The organism is Nakamurella flavida (assembly GCF_030811475.1).
In the GTDB taxonomy this organism is placed as follows: domain Bacteria; phylum Actinomycetota; class Actinomycetes; order Mycobacteriales; family Nakamurellaceae; genus Nakamurella; species Nakamurella flavida.
Window position 1 is genome coordinate 2,737,023 of record NZ_JAUSQV010000001.1, and the last position, 16,541, is coordinate 2,753,563.

General features: G+C 74.5%; 16 protein-coding genes. 3 read left to right on the forward strand and 13 right to left on the reverse strand.

Annotated features, from left to right (window positions below):
- Window positions 1–92: 92 nt before the first annotated feature.
- The 3 genes from J2S58_RS12135 (at window position 93) to J2S58_RS12145 (ending at window position 4,242) form a co-directional block, all read left to right on the forward strand.
- Window positions 93–1,916 (forward strand): glycerol-3-phosphate dehydrogenase/oxidase, encoded by a 1,824-nt coding sequence (locus tag J2S58_RS12135; protein ID WP_240188863.1) that lies wholly within the window; start codon window positions 93–95, stop codon window positions 1,914–1,916.
- Window positions 1,913–2,635, forward strand: coding sequence for an HAD family hydrolase (locus J2S58_RS12140; protein ID WP_205256866.1), 723 nt, complete (start codon window positions 1,913–1,915; stop codon window positions 2,633–2,635). Before J2S58_RS12135 ends, J2S58_RS12140 begins: the two co-directional genes overlap by 4 nt.
- Window positions 2,636–2,772: 137 nt before the next feature.
- Window positions 2,773–4,242, forward strand: a complete 1,470-nt coding sequence (locus tag J2S58_RS12145) for an FGGY-family carbohydrate kinase (RefSeq protein WP_205256865.1) — start codon at window positions 2,773–2,775, stop codon at window positions 4,240–4,242.
- A 46-nt stretch (window positions 4,243–4,288) separates the two neighbouring features.
- On the opposite strand, the gene J2S58_RS12150 is transcribed toward J2S58_RS12145, so the two are convergent.
- The 13 genes from J2S58_RS12150 to J2S58_RS12210 form a co-directional block, all read right to left on the reverse strand.
- Window positions 4,289–4,504, reverse strand: a complete 216-nt coding sequence (locus tag J2S58_RS12150) for a hypothetical protein (RefSeq protein ID WP_205256864.1) — start codon at window positions 4,502–4,504, stop codon at window positions 4,289–4,291.
- Between the two features lie 121 nt (window positions 4,505–4,625).
- A complete protein-coding gene (locus J2S58_RS12155) occupies window positions 4,626–6,092 on the reverse strand; it encodes a mannitol dehydrogenase family protein (protein ID WP_205256863.1) in 1,467 nt (488 codons plus the stop codon).
- Window positions 6,093–6,242: 150 nt separating this feature from the next.
- On the reverse strand, window positions 6,243–6,884 hold the full coding sequence (locus tag J2S58_RS12160) for a Pr6Pr family membrane protein (RefSeq protein ID WP_205256862.1): 642 nt from the start codon (window positions 6,882–6,884) through the stop codon (window positions 6,243–6,245).
- 57 nt (window positions 6,885–6,941) lie between these two features.
- Window positions 6,942–7,523 (reverse strand): manganese efflux pump, encoded by a 582-nt coding sequence (locus J2S58_RS12165; protein ID WP_205256965.1) that lies wholly within the window; start codon window positions 7,521–7,523, stop codon window positions 6,942–6,944.
- Between the two features lie 223 nt (window positions 7,524–7,746).
- Window positions 7,747–8,496 carry a class I SAM-dependent methyltransferase gene (locus tag J2S58_RS12170; RefSeq protein ID WP_205256861.1) on the reverse strand — a complete coding sequence of 250 codons (750 nt, stop codon included), beginning with the start codon at window positions 8,494–8,496 and terminating at the stop codon, window positions 7,747–7,749.
- Window positions 8,497–8,638: 142 nt separating this feature from the next.
- The gene (locus J2S58_RS12175; RefSeq protein WP_205256860.1) at window positions 8,639–11,170 is read right to left on the reverse strand and encodes a M16 family metallopeptidase; all 2,532 of its coding nucleotides are present in this window, start codon (window positions 11,168–11,170) and stop codon (window positions 8,639–8,641) included.
- Window positions 11,167–12,138, reverse strand: a complete 972-nt coding sequence (locus J2S58_RS12180; RefSeq protein WP_205256859.1) for a phosphotransferase family protein — start codon at window positions 12,136–12,138, stop codon at window positions 11,167–11,169. The genes J2S58_RS12175 and J2S58_RS12180 overlap by 4 nt, the downstream gene beginning before the upstream one ends.
- Window positions 12,138–12,767: a flavoprotein gene (locus J2S58_RS12185; RefSeq protein ID WP_205256858.1), complete on the reverse strand. Its 630-nt coding sequence runs from the start codon at window positions 12,765–12,767 to the stop codon at window positions 12,138–12,140. The genes J2S58_RS12180 and J2S58_RS12185 overlap by 1 nt, the downstream gene beginning before the upstream one ends.
- Window positions 12,764–13,726 (reverse strand): LLM class flavin-dependent oxidoreductase, encoded by a 963-nt coding sequence (locus tag J2S58_RS12190; RefSeq protein ID WP_205256857.1) that lies wholly within the window; start codon window positions 13,724–13,726, stop codon window positions 12,764–12,766. The genes J2S58_RS12185 and J2S58_RS12190 overlap by 4 nt, the downstream gene beginning before the upstream one ends.
- A 135-nt stretch (window positions 13,727–13,861) precedes the next feature.
- Window positions 13,862–15,646, reverse strand: coding sequence for an ABC transporter ATP-binding protein (locus J2S58_RS12195; protein WP_205256856.1), 1,785 nt, complete (start codon window positions 15,644–15,646; stop codon window positions 13,862–13,864).
- A 137-nt stretch (window positions 15,647–15,783) separates the two neighbouring features.
- A complete protein-coding gene (locus J2S58_RS12200; protein ID WP_205256855.1) occupies window positions 15,784–15,981 on the reverse strand; it encodes a hypothetical protein in 198 nt (65 codons plus the stop codon).
- Window positions 15,982–16,021: 40 nt separating this feature from the next.
- Window positions 16,022–16,252 (reverse strand): hypothetical protein, encoded by a 231-nt coding sequence (locus J2S58_RS12205; RefSeq protein ID WP_205256854.1) that lies wholly within the window; start codon window positions 16,250–16,252, stop codon window positions 16,022–16,024.
- The gene (locus J2S58_RS12210) at window positions 16,246–16,443 is read right to left on the reverse strand and encodes an LxmA leader domain family RiPP (RefSeq protein WP_205256853.1); all 198 of its coding nucleotides are present in this window, start codon (window positions 16,441–16,443) and stop codon (window positions 16,246–16,248) included. Before J2S58_RS12210 ends, J2S58_RS12205 begins: the two co-directional genes overlap by 7 nt.
- Between the last annotated feature and the right edge of the window lie 98 nt (window positions 16,444–16,541).

The following is a 16,541-nucleotide window of genomic DNA, read 5'->3' on the forward strand; positions in this document are numbered from 1 at the left end:
GCACTTCTGGGGCAGGCTGGACGCGGGGCAACGGCCCGCCGGCCGTCCCGACCGGCTGTGGGTGTGCGCCCCCCGCGAGGAAGAAGGCACCGATGACGATGCAGCAGACCGGGCAGGGCGCCGTCGGCGACCGGGCCCGCCCCACCACCGACGGCCCCGTCCCCGGTGGGCGCCCCGGGCAGCTGAACGCCGGGCAGCGGGCCGAGAGCCTGGCCGCCGCGGCCGCGGGCGTGGACGTGCTCGTCATCGGGGCCGGGATCACCGGCGCCGGGTGCGCGCTGGACGCGGCGAGTCGCGGGTTGTCGGTGGCTCTGGTCGACGCCGGTGACATCGCCGTCGGGACGTCGTCCCGGTCGGGCAAGGTGCTGCACGGCGGCCTGCGCTACCTCGAGCAGTACAACTTCGCCCTCGTCTACCACGCCATCGTCGAACGGGACCTGCAGGTCAAGGTCATCGCCCCGCACCTGGCGCAACCCGAACCGTTCCTCTACCCGCTCACCAAGCACTGGGAGCGGCCCTACGCCGGCGCCGGCATCACCCTGTACGACATCTTCGGCCTGCGCGGCAACGCCGTCCCCAAACAGCGGCACTTCACCCGCCGCGGCGCCGTCCGGCACGCCCCGTCGCTCGACCCCGCGGTGGTCACCGGTGCGATCCAGTACGCCGACGTGCGGATGGACGACGCCCGGCACACGCTCGCCGTCGCCCGGACCGCGGCCGCCAACGGCGCGCACGTGATCCCCCGGGCCGCCGTCGTGGACTTCCTGCACACCGGCGATCGGATCACCGGGGCCGTGGTGCGTGACGGGGTGACCGACCGCACCCACGAGATCCGGGCCCGGGTGGTGATCAACGCCGCCGGCGCCTGGTCGGACGATCTGCAGCAGTTGGCCGGGGCCAACACGTTCGCCGTCCAGCCGGCCAAGGGTGTGCACCTGCTGCTCCGCAAGGAGGCCATCGACTCCGACACCGGCATCCTGGCCCGGGCCAGCGACTCGGTGATCATCGCCCGCCGTTGGTGGGACTACTGGCTGGTCGGCACCACCGACACCCCGTGGACCGGCGACAAGGGCGCCCCGGTGGCCGAGGTGGAGGACGTGGAGTACCTGCTCCGCGAGCTCAACCACTTCCTGGCCCGCAAGGTGACCACCGACGACGTGCTCGGCGTCTACGCCGGGGTGCGGCCGTTGCTCAAGCCGGTCGGGGTGGACGGGGAGACCACCTCCGCGCTCTCCCGCGACCACTCCATCGTCCCCGGCCCCGACGGGCTGATCACCATCGTGGGCGGCAAGTACACGACCTACCGTCTGATGGCCGAGGACACCGTCGACACCGCCGTGGCCACGACCGATTTCGGCCGCCGCGTGCCCGGGTCGGTGACCCGGGCGACCCCGCTGGTCGGGGCGCAGGGCTGGGCGGCGCTGCAGAACCGGATGCCGCTGCTGGCTCGCGACCACCACCTCACCGAGCACACCATGCAGCGGCTGCTCACCCGCTACGGGAACGAGGTGTCCGACGTCCTCGCGCTGGGTGCGGTGGATGCGTCCTGGGTCCACCCGGTCAAGGAGTGGGCCGGCTACCTGCCCGCCGAGATCGTGTACGGCGTCCGGGCCGAGGGGGCGATGACCCTCAAGGACCTCCTCGTCCGGCGCACCCATCTGGCCATCGAGCTCCCCGACGGCGCCGTGTCGGTGGCCCCGGCCATCGCCGCGCTGGTCGCCCCGCTGCTGGGCTGGGACGAGGCCGAGACGGCGCGGCAGATCGCCGGGCACGAGGCCGAGGTAGCCGCGGACCGCGCCGCCCTGGAGGCGGTCCGCGCCGGGGTGGGCGGTGCGGTGACCGCGGAGCCGACGGCCGCGGAGCGAGACCGGGCGGACACCGACGCCGGGTCGCCCTCGCCGGGAGCCCCGGCGTGACCGGCGACCCCGCCGGTCGGATCACGGCGGCCACGGCCGACGGGCCCCCGTTCCACGGTGTCGTCTTCGACATGGACGGCATCGTCGGGGACACCGAGCACCTGTGGGACCTGAGTTGGGCGGCGTACGCGCAGGCGCACCACACCCCGTGGCAGCACGAGGATTCCGTGGACACGATGGGCATGAGCGTCCCGGAGTGGTCGGCGCGCCTGGTGGAGCGCACCGGGAGCGGGGAGACCGCCGAGCAGGCCGCGGACTTCTGCGTGCAGTACATCGTGGGCCGGGTGCGGGCGGGGGAGGCGGGCCTGATGCCCGGTGGGCCGGAATTGGTCCGCTTCGCGGCATCCCGGGTACCGATCGCGCTGGCCACCTCCTCGGCCCGGCCCATCATCGAGGTGCTGCTGGCCGACGGCGGGCTGGACCGGCTCTTCGGTGCCGTGGTGACCAGCGCCGAGGTCCCGCGCGGAAAGCCCAGTCCCGACGTGTATCTCGAGGCGGCCCGGCAGATCGGGCTGAGCGGGCGCGCCGGTATCGGCATCGAGGACTCCGGCAACGGCATCCGCTCCGCGCACGGCGCCGGTCTGTACGTCATCGCCATCCCCAACCGGCAGTTCCCGCCGCGTCCCGAGGCGCTCGCGCTGGCCCACCACGTGGCGCAGGATCACGCCGACGCGCTGGCCCATCTCACCGGGCTGCTGGCCGATCCCGCTGCGACCTGAGCGGGCCGACCTGACCGGAGGGGCCCGACCTGTCCCGGTCCGGTCCGCCCCGGCCGGCCACATCCACAGGGCCACAGCCGTTCCGCACCGTGCTCCGTCCGGAGCCGGAACCGTTCCAGAGGTGGGAGGTGGGCGCCGTGGCCCACGAGGACCAGCCCGTGTACGTGGGCGTCGACGTCGGCACCTCGATGGCCAAGGCGGCCGCCTTCGACCGCACCGGCGCGATGCTCGCCGTCGCCTCCCGGCCGGTGCCGCTCCAGCACCCGGCCCCCGGGCAGGTCGAGCAGGACCCGGACGTCATCGTCGGCAGCGTGCGGGCCGTGCTGGCCGAGATCACCCGGGCGACCGGCGTGCGCCGGCCCGCCGTGGTCGCGCTCACCGGGCAGGGCGACGGGTGCTGGCTGTACGACGACCGGGGGGTGCCGGTGCGTACCGCGGTGTCCTGGATGGACGGCCGGGGCGCCGGGGTGCTGGGCGAGTGGACCGATCGCGGTGTCCCGGACGAGATCTTCGCCGAGAACGGCAATCTGCTCTTCCCGGGGGCATCGGCACCCATCCTGGCCTGGCTCGACCAGCACGAGCCGGCCGTGCTGGACGCTGCCACCACCGCCGGGAACGTCAAGGATCTACTGTTCCTCCGGATGACCGGGGTCCGCGCCACCGACGCGACCGATGCCTCCCTGCCCTTCGGGTCGCTGACGCCGGCCGCGGACTACTCCGACCGGGTGCTCGAGCTGACCGGGCTGACCCACCGGCGGGACCTGCTGGCGCCGGTGGTCCGCCCCGTGCCCTCGGCCACCCTCACCGAGGCGGGCGCCGGGGCCACCGGCCTGGCGGCCGGGGTGCCGGTCACCGCCGGGCCGTACGACATCCCGGCCTGCGCCGTGGGTTCCGGGGTGGTCCGCCCCGGGGACGGCCTGCTGATCGCGGGCACCACGCTGGCCTGTTCGGTGCTCACCGATGCCTACGACCTGACCGGCCGGCACGCCGGGATGACGATCACCATGCCCGAGCCGGACCGCTGGCTGCGGGTGATGGCGGCGATGGTCGGCACCGCCTGCTTGGACTGGGTGATGGCCACCCTGCTGGCCGGGTTCGACCAGTTGGAGTCCATCCTGGCCGAGAGTCCGCCCGGTGCGCGGGGTGTCGAGGTGCTGCCGTACTTCGCGCCGTCCGGCGAGCGGGCCCCGTTCGTCCATCCGGGGGCCACCGGGCAGTTCTCCGGCATCGACCTGACCACCACCCGGGCCGACATCATCCGCGGGGTGTGCGAGGGGCTCGCGTACGCGGCGCGGGACTGCTTCAGCGCGGCCGACCTCACCGGGACGGTGTTCGTCTGCGGCGGCGGGTCGGCCTCCCGCGCCTGGATGCAGATCTTCGCCTCCGTGCTGAACCGACCGCTCTCACTGGCCCGGGCCGGTGAGGTGGGCGCCCGTGGCGCGGTGCTGGCCGCCTCCGACGCGCTCGGTCTCGGTCTGGACCGGGCGGTGTGGACGGCGCCGTCCGCGGTGATCGAACCGGATCCGGCCGCGGTCGAGGTGTACGAGGAGGGCTTCCGGCGGTACCTCAGCCACCAGGTGCTGGCCCGGGAGATGTGGGTGCGCTGACCCGGCCCCGGCCACCTCGCCCGGTGACCGGGCGCCCCCGGCCCGGTCAGTTCCGCCGGGAGTCGGCGTGCCGCACGGCGGCGACCACCGCGGTGAGGACGAGCAGCAGCGCGGCGATCAGGCAGACGGCGGTCAGGGTCGGGTTCCCCCGCTCGGCGGGGCCGAGCACCTGCCAGCCGGCGAGCAGGGCCCACGGCACGGCCAGCAGGGCGTAGACCTTCCAGGACAGCACGCCCCGCAGCGGGCCCGCCCGTTCGTCCATGGGCTCACTCCTTCGTGAGAGGACCTGCTGCACCGCTCCGGCGGGTCACGCCCGCCGACCGGAGCCTACCGACGATGATCCTCGACGGTCCCGGCCGGCGCGCCGCGGGCCCCTGCGGGGTTCAGCCGGCGAGTCGGCGGACCAGGGCCCGGGTGCCCGCGGACTCCAGCTCGGCGAACGCCTCGCGGAAGCGGTCGGCGAACGCCGGCCGGTCGCCCAGGTCGCCGAAGATCTCCGTCAGTCCCAGGAAGCTCCCCGGGACGGTGCTCTCCGCCCGGGCGGCCGGGGTGACGACGGCGCTGCGCGGGTCCTGCACGTCGATGGGCCGGCCCTGCTCGTCGGTGCCCTGCGCGTACCGGGCCCAGCCGGCGACGACCGCGGCGCAGATGGTGACCGGGCCGTGCTGGGCCAGCTGGTCGCGCACCGTGGGCAGCAGGAAGCGCGGGATGCGGTTCGAGGTGTCCTCGCAGATCCGGGTGATCGGGTCGCGCAGCTGGGGGTTGCCGAACCGCTCGAGAACGGTTCTGCCCCAGGCGTTCATGTCCACCCCGGGGATGGGCTGCAGGGTGGGGACCGCCTCGGTGTCGATGTAGCGCAGCAGCATGGCGTGGATGTCCGGGTCGGCGATGGCCTCGTGGACGAACTCGTACCCGAGCAGGTACCCGAAGAAGCACGACGCCTGGTGGTTCCCGTTGGCCAGCCGCAACTTCATGATCTCGTACGGCTCGACCGCGTCGACCACGTCGACCCCGACGGTCTCCAGCGGCGGGCGTCCGGCGGCGAAGTCGTCCTGCACCACCCACTGGGCGAAGGGCTCGCCGGTGACCGGCCAGGCGTCCTCGAGGTCGAACTGCGTGCGCAGGCGCTCCCGGTCCTCCGCGGTGGTGCCCGGCACCACCCGGTCGACCATGGAGTTGGGGAAGGTCATGTTGGCCTCGACCCAGTCGCGCAGGTCGGGGGCGACCGCATCGACGAAGCCGGTGAGCACGGTCCGGGTGACGTGCCCGTTGTCCTGCATGTTGTCGCACGACATCAGGGTGACCGGGCCGGCCTCGGTGTCCCGGCGGCGGCGCAGCCCCTGCACGACCAGCCCGAGCCAGGACCGGTGCGAGGTGGGGTCGGCGAGATCGGCGGTGATCCGCTCGTCGTCCCGGCCGCTGAACGCGCCGGTGACCGCGTCGATGCCGTAGCCGCCCTCGGTGACGGTCAGCGAGATGATCTTCGTGGCCGGGTCGGCGAGGCGGGCGATCGCCGCCTCACCGTCCTGCGCGGCGCTGGTGTAGCCGATGATCGACCCGATCACCGTGCTGGTCGTGCTGCCGTCGGGGTGCTTGGCGGTCAGCGTGTACAGGCAGTCCTGCTCGACCAGGCGGGTGGCCAGCGCGTCGCCGGACCGGACGCCGATGCCCCAGATCGCCCAGTCCGTCTCCCCGGCGGCCAGCAGCCGGTCCAGGTACATGGCCTGGTGCGCGCGGTGGAAGTGGCCGACCCCGATGTGCACGATGCCGGCCGTCAGGGCCGCGCGGTCGTAGGCCGGCACGGCGATCCCCTCCGGGAGCCGGGGCAGGACGGATTCGCTCAGCTTCATGGGGTCGCCTTCGCCGGGAGGGCTGTGCGGCGCCCTGCTGGTGGTCGGCGGGGGGTCCGCCGGGCCCAGGATAAGGGGCCCGTGGCCGCGCCCCGAAGTCGCGGTCGTCCGGACGTGGTGGCCGCGGACCCGACCGGGAGGACCGCGCGGTCAGAGCCGCCCGGCCACGCGCGGGGTGGGCGTCGCGCGGACCCGGGCGTTGCCCAGCCACCGGACCAGCAGGGCGATGAGCAGGAAGGCGACGAGCATGCCGGCGCACAGCAGGGCCACACCGCCGTATCCGCCGGAGACCGACGGGTTGAAGAACGGGTAGGCGTACCAGCCGGTCACCGCGCCCCGGATCAGCGAGTACACGGTGTAGATGAGCGGGAAGAGCAGGTACAGCGCCGCTGTCCGCAGCGGGAGGCGGCGGGCGGGCGGCCACACCAGCCAGTCGACGAGGACGACCACCGGCATGACGTAGTGGTGCACGGTGTTCACCCACGGCTCCAGCGGCCCCAGGTCCGCGCCGCTGAGCAGGGTGCTGAAGACGACCCCGACGAAGAGCATGTAGACCACCGAGGCGCCGCGGATCGCGACGGCGAGCGGCCCGTCCTCCTGACCGCGGGCCAGCCGTACGGCGCCGGCGACGAACACCAGACCGGCCAGCAGGTTCGACAGGATCGTGAAGTAACTGAAGAAGTTCACCACCCCGTGGTCGCCGGTGACGGTGATGACCAGCTGGGTCAGGATGCCGGCGAGGGTCGCGGCCGCGAACACCAGACGGCCGACGACCACGGCGTTCCTGAGCATGGGGTGGACGGTAGTCCCGCAGATCGCGTCCGTCGCGGACGCTCGCGGAGCCGACCATCAGCCCAGCGCGGTGCCGCCGCCGCCGAGGTGCTCGACCAGGATGCTGATGCCGATCACGATGAGGACGAGGCCGCCGGCGACCTCCGCCGGGCGACCCAGCCGGGCGCCCATCCGGTGGCCGAGCACCACGCCGACGAAGCTGATGACCAGCGTGAACAGGGCGATCAGACCGGCTGCGCCCAGGATGGACACCTCCAGGAACGCGAAGCTGATACCGACGGCGAGCGCGTCGATGCTGGTGGCCAGGGCCAGGACCAGCAGTGCCCGGACGGAGATGCCGTCGCTGTCCGGCTCGACGTCCTCGCCGCCGAAGAGGGCCTCGTAGAGCATCTTGCCGCCGATCAGGGCGAGCAGTCCGAACGCGATCCAGTGGTCCACCGCGACGATCTGGCTGGCGAAGCTGGACGCGAGCAGCCAACCGATCAGCGGCATGACGCCCTGGAACACGCCGAACGTCACGGCGACGAGGGCGGCGCTGCGGTAGTCGAACCGCCTCATGTGCAGGCCCTTGCCCAGGGCGACGGCGAAGGCGTCGGCCGAGACGCCCAGCGCGATCAGGACCAGGGAGAAGAACGACACCACGGCAGGACACCTCTTCCGACGATGCGCACCGCAGGACGGGGGGCGCGGGGCACCGCACCGCTCCGTGCCGACGGACCAGGATGACACAAAGTCCGCAAGATTGCGCAATCGTCAGAGTGTGGGTGACCGTCGGTCGGTCGGACGGGTCACCCGCCGACGGGAGCACGGCCCCCGCCGGCGGGTCGTCGTGTGTCGCCCGGCGCCCGGCCGGGCCGTGCGGTCAGTCGGCGTCGGGGACGGGGCGGTAGACCGAGATGTGCCGGACCGAGCGGTGCTCGAAGTAGCGGCCGTCCCAGTCCTCGTACCGCTCGGTGAGCTGCAGGCCGGCGATCCGGGCCATCAGGTCGACCTCCGCCGGGAAGGCGTAGCGGCTGATCTCCGGGGTCTTGCGCAGTTCGCCGGACCGCAGGTAGGCCTGCCCGATCGCGGCGATCTGGTTGACCTTGTCCACCTGGATGCTGCACAGCAGCAGGGACTCCCGGTCCAGGTGCTGGATCATCGTGTCGGTGCCGCCGGGCAGCGAGTGGAAGCGGGTCGGCTCGTACACCTCCACGATCAGGGCGCCGTCGTCGGCGAGATGCCGACGGGCGTTCTGCAGGACCTGGATCTGCCCCTCCTGGCTCGGCACCATGAACAGGGTGTTCAGGGCGATGAGCACGGTGTCGTGGCTGCCGCCGCAGTCCACCGACGTGAAGTCGCCGAGGGTGGCCATCACCGGGAGATCCGCGGTCTTCTCGGCCAGCCGGTCGAGCATGCGCTGGGAGGCGTCCACCCCGTTGACCTTCAGGCCGCGTTCGGCCAGGGCGGTGGCGATCCGCCCGGTCCCCACCCCGAACTCCAGCACCGTCCCGCCCGCGGGGGTGCGGGCGGCGACGAAGTCGGCGGCGGAGTCCACCTCGGGGGAGACCGGGTAGATCAGGTCGTAGATGTCGGCGAGACCTTCGCCGTACAGGGCGGGATCGAGCTGCATGGGGGGCTCCTTTGGTCCGGGTGGGTGCGTGCTGGGTGACGGTGCTCGCGGGCGGTGCGGGAGCGGAACCGGACGGCTGCCGTCGGTGGTGGCGCGGTCCGTGTTCCTGGACACCAGTCAAGGGCGGCGGCCTATCCCGGACCTATCGCCCCGGGATCGCCGGTTCGGCCGCGGGTGCCGGGGACGTGAGCGGCCCGAGCAGCACCCCGCCGAAGGCGTCCGGGTCGAACAGCGCCGCGGCGGCCACCCGGACCTCGGCGGCGTCCACCGCGGCCAGCTCGGCGTGCAGCTCCGGCAGCCAGTCGGCCGGCCGCCCGGCGGCCATGCCGGCGGCGAGGGTGCCGGCCAGTCCCCCCGGGGAGTCCAGCACGGAGCGCAGCTGGGCCAGGCAGTACGCCCGGGCCCGGGCGATCTCCCCGTCGGTGAACGGGTCGTCCCGGACGGCCCGGCACTCCGCGGCCAGGTCGGCCAGCACCGTGGCCACCGTGTCGGCGGGGACGGCGGCGCGCACGAAGACCCGGGCCCGGTCCAGGCTGACGTCGCGGCCGACGAAGGGCAGATGGCCGTGCGGGCCGGCCCGGCGGACCAGGCGGGAGTCGAACCAGGTGCCGAAGACCGCCGCGGCCAGGTACCGGGCGCCCTCGCGATGGGTGGGGTCGTCCGGTTCCCAGGCGGTCAGGGCCACCTGGACGGGTCCGGTCCCGGGCGTGGGGACGGACCGGACGGCGGGGTCGCGGACGGCGACGGGACCGGTACCGCCCGTGTCCCGGGCCCCGGGCTGCGTCGGGAAGGCCGCCGCGACCCGGTCGGCGAGGCGGGTCGGGTCGACGTCGCCGACCGCCACGAGGACCCCGGTGCCGAGTCCGGCCAGCAGGTCGGCCGGACCGGGGGCGGCTGGGATGCCGTCGTCGAGCAGCACGGTGGCCCGGAGCAGGTCCTGGGCGACCCGGTCCGGCGTCCGGGGTGCGGGCGGATGCGCGGGCGTCCCCGCCGGCGCGGCCTGCGGGTCCAGCACCCGGCCGAGGACGTCGATCCAGGCCGGCAGGTCCGCCGTCGGTACGGCGCCGGTGGCGGTGAGCCACTGGCCGTCGGTGGAGAAGGTGGGTCCCTCCTGGATCCCGGACCGCGCGCCCGCGTCGGCGCTCCGGCCGGCGAGCACGCCGACCAGCGCGTCGACCGCACCCGGTCGGGCCCAGCCCCGCCGGCCGAGTGGCCACCGCGCCGTCACGTGGGCCCGGTCGCCCGGGCGGAGGACGACCGCGGTGCGCAGGCCGCCGGGGGTGCGCCCGGCCACCGGGTACGGGAACACCGGGGGCACGTCCGCACCGAGGCCGGGGAAGGGGCGGGGGCCCAGCGGGGTCCGGGCCACCCGGTCCGCGGTGACGGTGCCGACCGCGAGGGGCCCCGGCGGCGGGGCGGCCGGCCGGGTGCGCACCGCACCGGGGGCGAGCAGCAGCCCACCGGCCGTCGCCCCGGCCAGCAGGGCGGCGGCGCGGGCGATGTCGTCGGGCTCGACGGCGTCCACCCGGCCGGGCAGCTCGTCGACGAGTTCGGCCCGGTCCAGCAGGAGTTCCAGCCGGCCGAGCGACCGGGTGCGTTCGACCAGGTCGGCGGCCTGGGTGCGGAGCACGGTGCCGACCTGCGCGCGGCAGGTGTGGGCCAGGGCCGGCGGTAGGCCGTCCGCGGCCCAGCGGGCCAGGGTCGCCCGGACGCGCTCGAGCAGGGGACGACCGTCGGCCCGTCCCTCGGGCAGGACGGCGGTGAGCACCAGTACGTCCGGGGCCAGGGCGTCCAGTGGTCCGAAGAACCCGCATCCGGCGCTGACCCCCGGTCCCGCCGTCGGGTGGCCCAGGCCCTGGGCCAGCACGAGCGCGGCCAGGTGGGCCGGGAGATCACGGGCGGCGTCGGGCAGGCGGAAGCCCAGGGCGGCGGCCGCGACGGGGACGTCGGCCTCGGTCCAGGTCACCCACCGGTCGGCGGGCAGCGCCGGCTCGTCGAGGGTCGGCGGTGGGGTCCGCGGGCGGCTCGGGACGTCGGCGAAGTGCCGGCGGATCAGCTCGGCGGCGGTCGGCACGTCGAAGGCGCCGGAGACGGTGAGCACCGCCGAGCCGGGCCCGTAGTGGGCGGCGAAGAACTCCGCGCACCGGTCGACCGTCACCGTGGCGAGGGCGTCCGGGTCGCCGTACCCGTCGTGGGTGTTGGCGTGCCGGTCGAAGAGGGCCTGCGGCAGCAGCGGCCAGGGCAGACCACCGAAGGGCCGGCCGGTGGTGGCGGTGCGGATCTCGGCGGTCACCACCGCCAGCTGCTCGGTCAGCGCGGCCGGGGTGAACCGGGGGGCGCGGAGGCGGTCGGCCTCGGTGAACAGCATCCGTTCCAGGCTCGCCGCGGGCGCGACCTGATGGTACTCGGTGTGGTCCTGGTGGGTCGTGCCGTTGACGAGCCCGCCCGCCCGGTGCACGTGCGGGCGGAAGGCGCCCGGCGGCACGCTCTCGCTGCCCTCGAACATCATGTGCTCGAACAGGTGCGCGAGGCCCTCCTCGCCGGGCGCCTCGTGGCGGAAGCCGACCCCGTGGGTGGTGCCGACCGCGACCCGGCCGGAGCGCGGATCGGGATCCAGCACCACCCGCAGACCGTTGTCCAGCCGCATCCGCTCGATGCCCATCGGGTTGCTCATCGGGCCCCCGTCCCGGCCGGCGGTCGATCGGTGTCCTGGTCGATCAGGAACGCCAGGAAGTCGCCGTAGCCGAGCAGGATGTCGGCGCTGCCCCGCGTGTACGCGGAGAAGTCGTGCACGTGCAGGGCGATGCGGAGCGCCGCCGCCCGGTGCCAGTGCGTTCCCAGGTCGCGCCCGTACCCCTCGAACAGGCCACCCAGCAACGCCCGCAGGCCGGTGTCGGTGCCGAGCTGCCAGCACAGCTCGACCAGCTCGCCGACCACCCAGCCGACATCCCATTCCCAGGAGGCGGCCGCGAGGTCCTCCCCGGTGAGCAGGGCGGGGGCGGCGCCGGCCCGCCCGGGGACGAGCGAGCCGAGGCCCGGGGCGCCGTGGCTGAGCACAGTCGGGCCCGCCAGCAGCGCTGCCGCCCACCCCCGCAGGTCGTCCCAGCGACGGACACCGAGGCGTGCGCGCAGCCGGGTGCGACCGTCGTCGGCGTCGCCGGCGGCCGGGAAACCGTCCAGCCAGCGGGTCAGCCGCAGCAGTCCGCGGGGCGGCCCGAGGGCGGTGGCCGGCCCGGCGGGGGTCAGCGCGTGCAGGTGGCGGAGGGTTCGGCCCAGGGCCTGCAGCGAGCCGGTGAGTTCGGCGCCGCCGCCGGAGTACAGCAGGACCGAGGCGACGGCGACGGGCCCGTCCACCCGGTAGCGACGGCCGTCCCCGAGCGGCACGCCGAGCACCGGACGGGCGCAGTCGGGCAGGTCGGCGCCGGCCAGCTCGACCACCGCGGGATCGGTGGAGGCGGCGGGGTCGACGAACCCGGCGGGGGCGGCGGGACCGGGCCGGCGCACCCACTCGAAGCCGCGTGTCCCGTCCCCGCTGACCCGGGTGCGGAGCAGGTCGGTGCCGAACTGGCGGGGCGGCTGCGGGGTGTCCCCGACGCCCGGGGGCGGCAGGGCGATCCGGTCGGCGGAGCTCCGGGCGCCCATCACGCGCTCCGGGGGATCGGCCGGCCCAGCGGGGCCCCCCCGGCCAGGGTCCGCCGGACCTGTTCGACCTGCGCGATGCAGTCGGGCAGCAGCGCCGGCGCCCACGAGTCGTGCCGACCGGTCGTCGTGCTGACCCCGGGTCGCGGGGGCACCACCCGGGTGTTCTCCCGCTCGGCCAGGGCCCGCACGTGCTGCTGGTACGCCACGCTGCGGGTGCCCCCCGGTGGCAGGGCCGGGGCCAGGACCACCGGGGCGGTCGTGCACTGCGCGGCGAGCAGGCTGGGGCTGTCGGCCAGGCCCAGGGCCAGGCGTGCGGTGTAGTGGAAGGTGGACGGGAAGATCAGGATCGCCTGCGCCCACTCCGCGAAGTCGACGTGCCGGGCGGTGGTCGCGTCCTGCGGCCAGGTGTCCTCCACGACGCGTCCGGTGACCCGGCCGTGCAGGGCGGCCGTGGCCAGGAACCGTCTGGCCCCCGCGGTCACCGCGACGTCGACCTGCAGCTCGGGGTACGCGGTGCGCAGCCAGGTCGCCCAGAACGGCACGTCCGCCGCGCTGACGGATCCGGTGGCGACGAGCAGCAGGCGGTCGAGCTGCAGGTCCGGGACGCTGGGATCGGTCCGGGCGGTCATGCCGCACCCACCTGCACCAGCGTCTCCAGCTCCCGCAGGGCCACGCCCGCGCCCTCGGTCTGGCACACGCCGCCGACGTTGATGACGACCTCGTCGACCCCGCTGTCGAAGTACTCCCGGATCTGCTTGGCCAGGCCGTCCTCGTCGTCGAACAGGAAGGCCCCGCCCTGCACCAGGTTCCGCACCGAGCCGTCGCGGTCGGCGGGATCGATGACGACGCCGGCCGCGGCCAGCATCGCTCGGTAGTGCGGCAGGGCGAGATGGCCGGCGTTGCTGGCCAGCACGGTGCCGACCATGTCCCGGTCCGGTCGGCGCAGTGCCATCGGCACCATCGCGACGACCCGCGGGGCGGGGCGGCCGGCCTGCGCGGCGCCGTCCTGCAGGGCCGGGATCAGCGTGTCCCGCAGGTGGGCGGCGGGGGTGAGCCAGGTGATGGCCACGTCGGCGACCTCACCGGCCACGCGGGCCATACCCGTCCGCAGGACGCCGAGTCCGATCTCCACCGGGGGCGTCGGCAGCGGGGCGAGCACGGTGGAGGCCGGGAAGTAGGTCCGGTCCCCGTCCTCGGGGGTGGAGCGCAGCGCGGCGCGCACCGCCCGGACGTACTCACGGGTGGCGGTGAGCGGGCTGGCGTACGGCCGACCGAGCATCGCCGCCTGGAACGACCGCGCCCCCGGCCCGAAGCCGGCCACGTACGGATGGCCGGTGATGGCGGCCAGGGTGCGGGCCTGCAGCGCGGCCTCGACCGGGTGGCGCAGCGGCATCAGGGTGACACCGGTGGCGCTCGGGACCCGGAACCCGGCCGAGGCCACGGCCGCGAAGCTCTGCTGCGGGTCGACGGCCAGGGTCTGGCCCTGCCACAGCCGGTGGGCGCCGGTCCACTGCACGAGCGCGGCGTAGGGCAGCAGTTGCTCGGTGCGCAGCGGCGCGACGGGCGCCAGGATGGACAGCGTGGGCATGGTCCCTCCTCGGTCTCTGTCTCTGTCTGGGGCTCGGGTGTCCCTGTCTCGGGCTCGGGTGTCCCTGTCTCGGGTTGGGTCGGGGCGCTCGGGGTCGGTGCGGGGTCCGTTCGCGTTCCCGCCGCGGCCGACGGCTCAGGCCATCGCCAGTTCCGGCTCGGCGCCCAGCAGCAGCTGGCCGTGCACGAGGGCGGCGTACGGGGCGCAGTCGCGGACCAGCTGGTGGTGGGTGCCCTGGGCGACGACCCGGCCCTGGTCCATCACGATGACGTGATCGGCCTGCTGCACGGTGGACATCCGGTGGGCGACCACCAGGACGGCCCGGTCGGCGGCCAGCTCCTCGACCACGGAGCGGAGCTTGCCCTCGGTGAGGCTGTCCAGCTGCGAGGTGGGCTCGTCCAGCATGACGAGATCGTTGTCGCGCAGCAGCATCCGGGCCAGGGCCAACCGCTGGCGCTGCCCACCGGACAGATCGCTGCCGGCGCCGATGGTGGTGTCCAGCCCGTCCGGCAGGGCCCGGACGACGTCGTGCAGGTCCACTGCGGCGAGGGCGTCGAAGAGACGGTCGTCGGCGGGGGCGGCGGTCAGGCCCAGGGTCAGGTTGGACCGGATGGTGCCCCGCAGCAGGGTGAACCGCTGGTCGACGTAACCGATGCGGGACCGCAGCTCGGCCAGGCTCCAGGCGGACCGCTCGCGGCCCAGGATGCGGACGTCGCCGTCGGTGGGGGTCATGAACCCCTCGACCAGGCCCAGGACGGTGGACTTGCCGGCACCGGACAGGCCGACGAGCGAGGTGAGGCCCCGGCTCGGCACGTGCAGGTCGACCCCGTCGAGGACGGGCTCGGTGTCGTAGGCGAAGCGCACGTCGCGGAAGGACACCGCCGGGGCGTGGGCCTCCGCGGCGGTCCGCTCGGCGGGGGCGCTGCCGGTCGGGCGGTAGGCGCGGTCCTCGGGGGCCAGGGCGAAGACCTCGTCGAAGCGGTCACGGGCGGCGAGACCCTGCTGCAGGGTGGCGATCCCGGACACGGCGGTCATCAGCGGGGCGGCCAGCTGCAGCAGGTACATGAGGAAGGCCACGAACTCGGGCAGCGTCAGCGAGCCGTCGACGAGTCGCACACCGCCGCCGATCAGCACGCTGACCAGGGCGATCTGCTGGCCCAGGTTGAGCACGGGGCCGAGCAGGCTCTCGAACCGGGCCACGCTGACCTCGACCCGGCGCACGTCCTCGGCGTCCCGGGTCAACTCGTCCAGGGTGGCGCCCTCGGCGCGGTGGGCCTTGATGACGGGCAGGCCGTCCAGCGCGGCGACGAACCGCTCGGACAGGCCGCCGACGGCGCCCTGCAGCATCCCGTACCGCTTCTTCAGGGCGACGATGACGACGCCGACACCGGCGAAGGCCAACCCGACGGACAGCACGGTGATGACCAGCAGGACCCAGTCGAGCACCGCCATGATGACGATGGTGCCGAGCAGGACGAGCACGGCCAGGGGCAGCTGCAGCGGCCCGACGTTGAGGGCCTGCTTGACGTTCATCGCGTCCACGGTGAGCCGCGTGGACAGGTTGCCGGCACCCATCCGCTGGGTCTCCCGCACCTCCGCGGCGAAGGCCTGCTCCATGGTGCGGCGGCGCAGGCGCAGCAGCATGCCCTGGGCGGTGCGGGCGAGCAGGAAGGCCGAGAGGGCGCCGGCGACGGTGGCGCCCAGGCCGACGAGGATCATCACCACGCCCCACCCGCCGGCCCGGCCGGTCTGCAGGGCCTCGATGAGCCGGGCGGCGACCATCGGCAGGGCCAGGGTGGCGGCGGCGGAGATCAGGGCGAGGACGGCGACGACGGCGACGGTCGGCCGCGAGCCGCGGACCAGTTCGGGCAACAGGCGCAGGCGACCACCGGCGGGTGCCGGGATGGCGGTTGTGGCCATGGGATCGGACTCCTGGGGTAGGGCCCGCCTGGCGGGCTCGGGGGGACGGGACGGAGTGGGGAGGGGAGTGGGCCCGGTGGACGGGCCCGGTGGACGGGGCGGGGCCGGTGGTGCGGCCCCGCCCCAGCCGTGGCCGCCTAGCAGCCTTCCGACACGGTGGCACGGCTCGCCAGGTAGCTGACCGTGAACGCGCAGAAGGTGGTGGTGGCGGCGGGTGCCTGGGTCCGCGAGTCCACGGTGATGGACGCGCTGTCGGACCAGGCTCGGTAGCCGGCGACGAGATCGGTGATCTCACCGGCCTTCCCGGCGGTGATGCCGGGCTCGGTTGCTGTCATCGGAATGCTCCTTCGGTGCTCGGTGGGGCGTCCGATGCGGTCAGCAGCCGTCCTCGACGGTGGCCCGGCTGAACATGTAGCTGACCGTGAAGGCGCAGAACGTGGTCGTCGCGGCCGGGGCCTGCGTGCGGGAGTCCAGCTCGATGGAGCCGGTGTCCGACCAGACCTGGTAGCCGGCGATGAGATCGGTGATGTCACCGGCCTTGTGGGTGGACGGGTGGACGGACGGGGAGTGCGAGGTGTGGTGGGACATGGTGATCGGCCTCAGCATCCGGTGGTGATGGTGGCGACGCCGGCGCCACTGGCGGCGGCGCACTTCCACGAGCTGATGAGGGAGGCCACGCACACCGGGGAGGTGCTGGCGGCCGGGGCGGGGCTGGTGGCGTCGACGTTCAGCTCGGCCACGTCGGTGTAGGCGGAGTAGCCCTCGACCAGGTCGATGATCGTGTCGGTCTTCTGCATGTCGGTACTCCTCGCTGATCGGTGGTGCGGGAACGGAACTCTCGCCCGACTGGGTCGAAAGCAGGGGATGCGTCCGGATCGCCTCCCCTGCAACCACC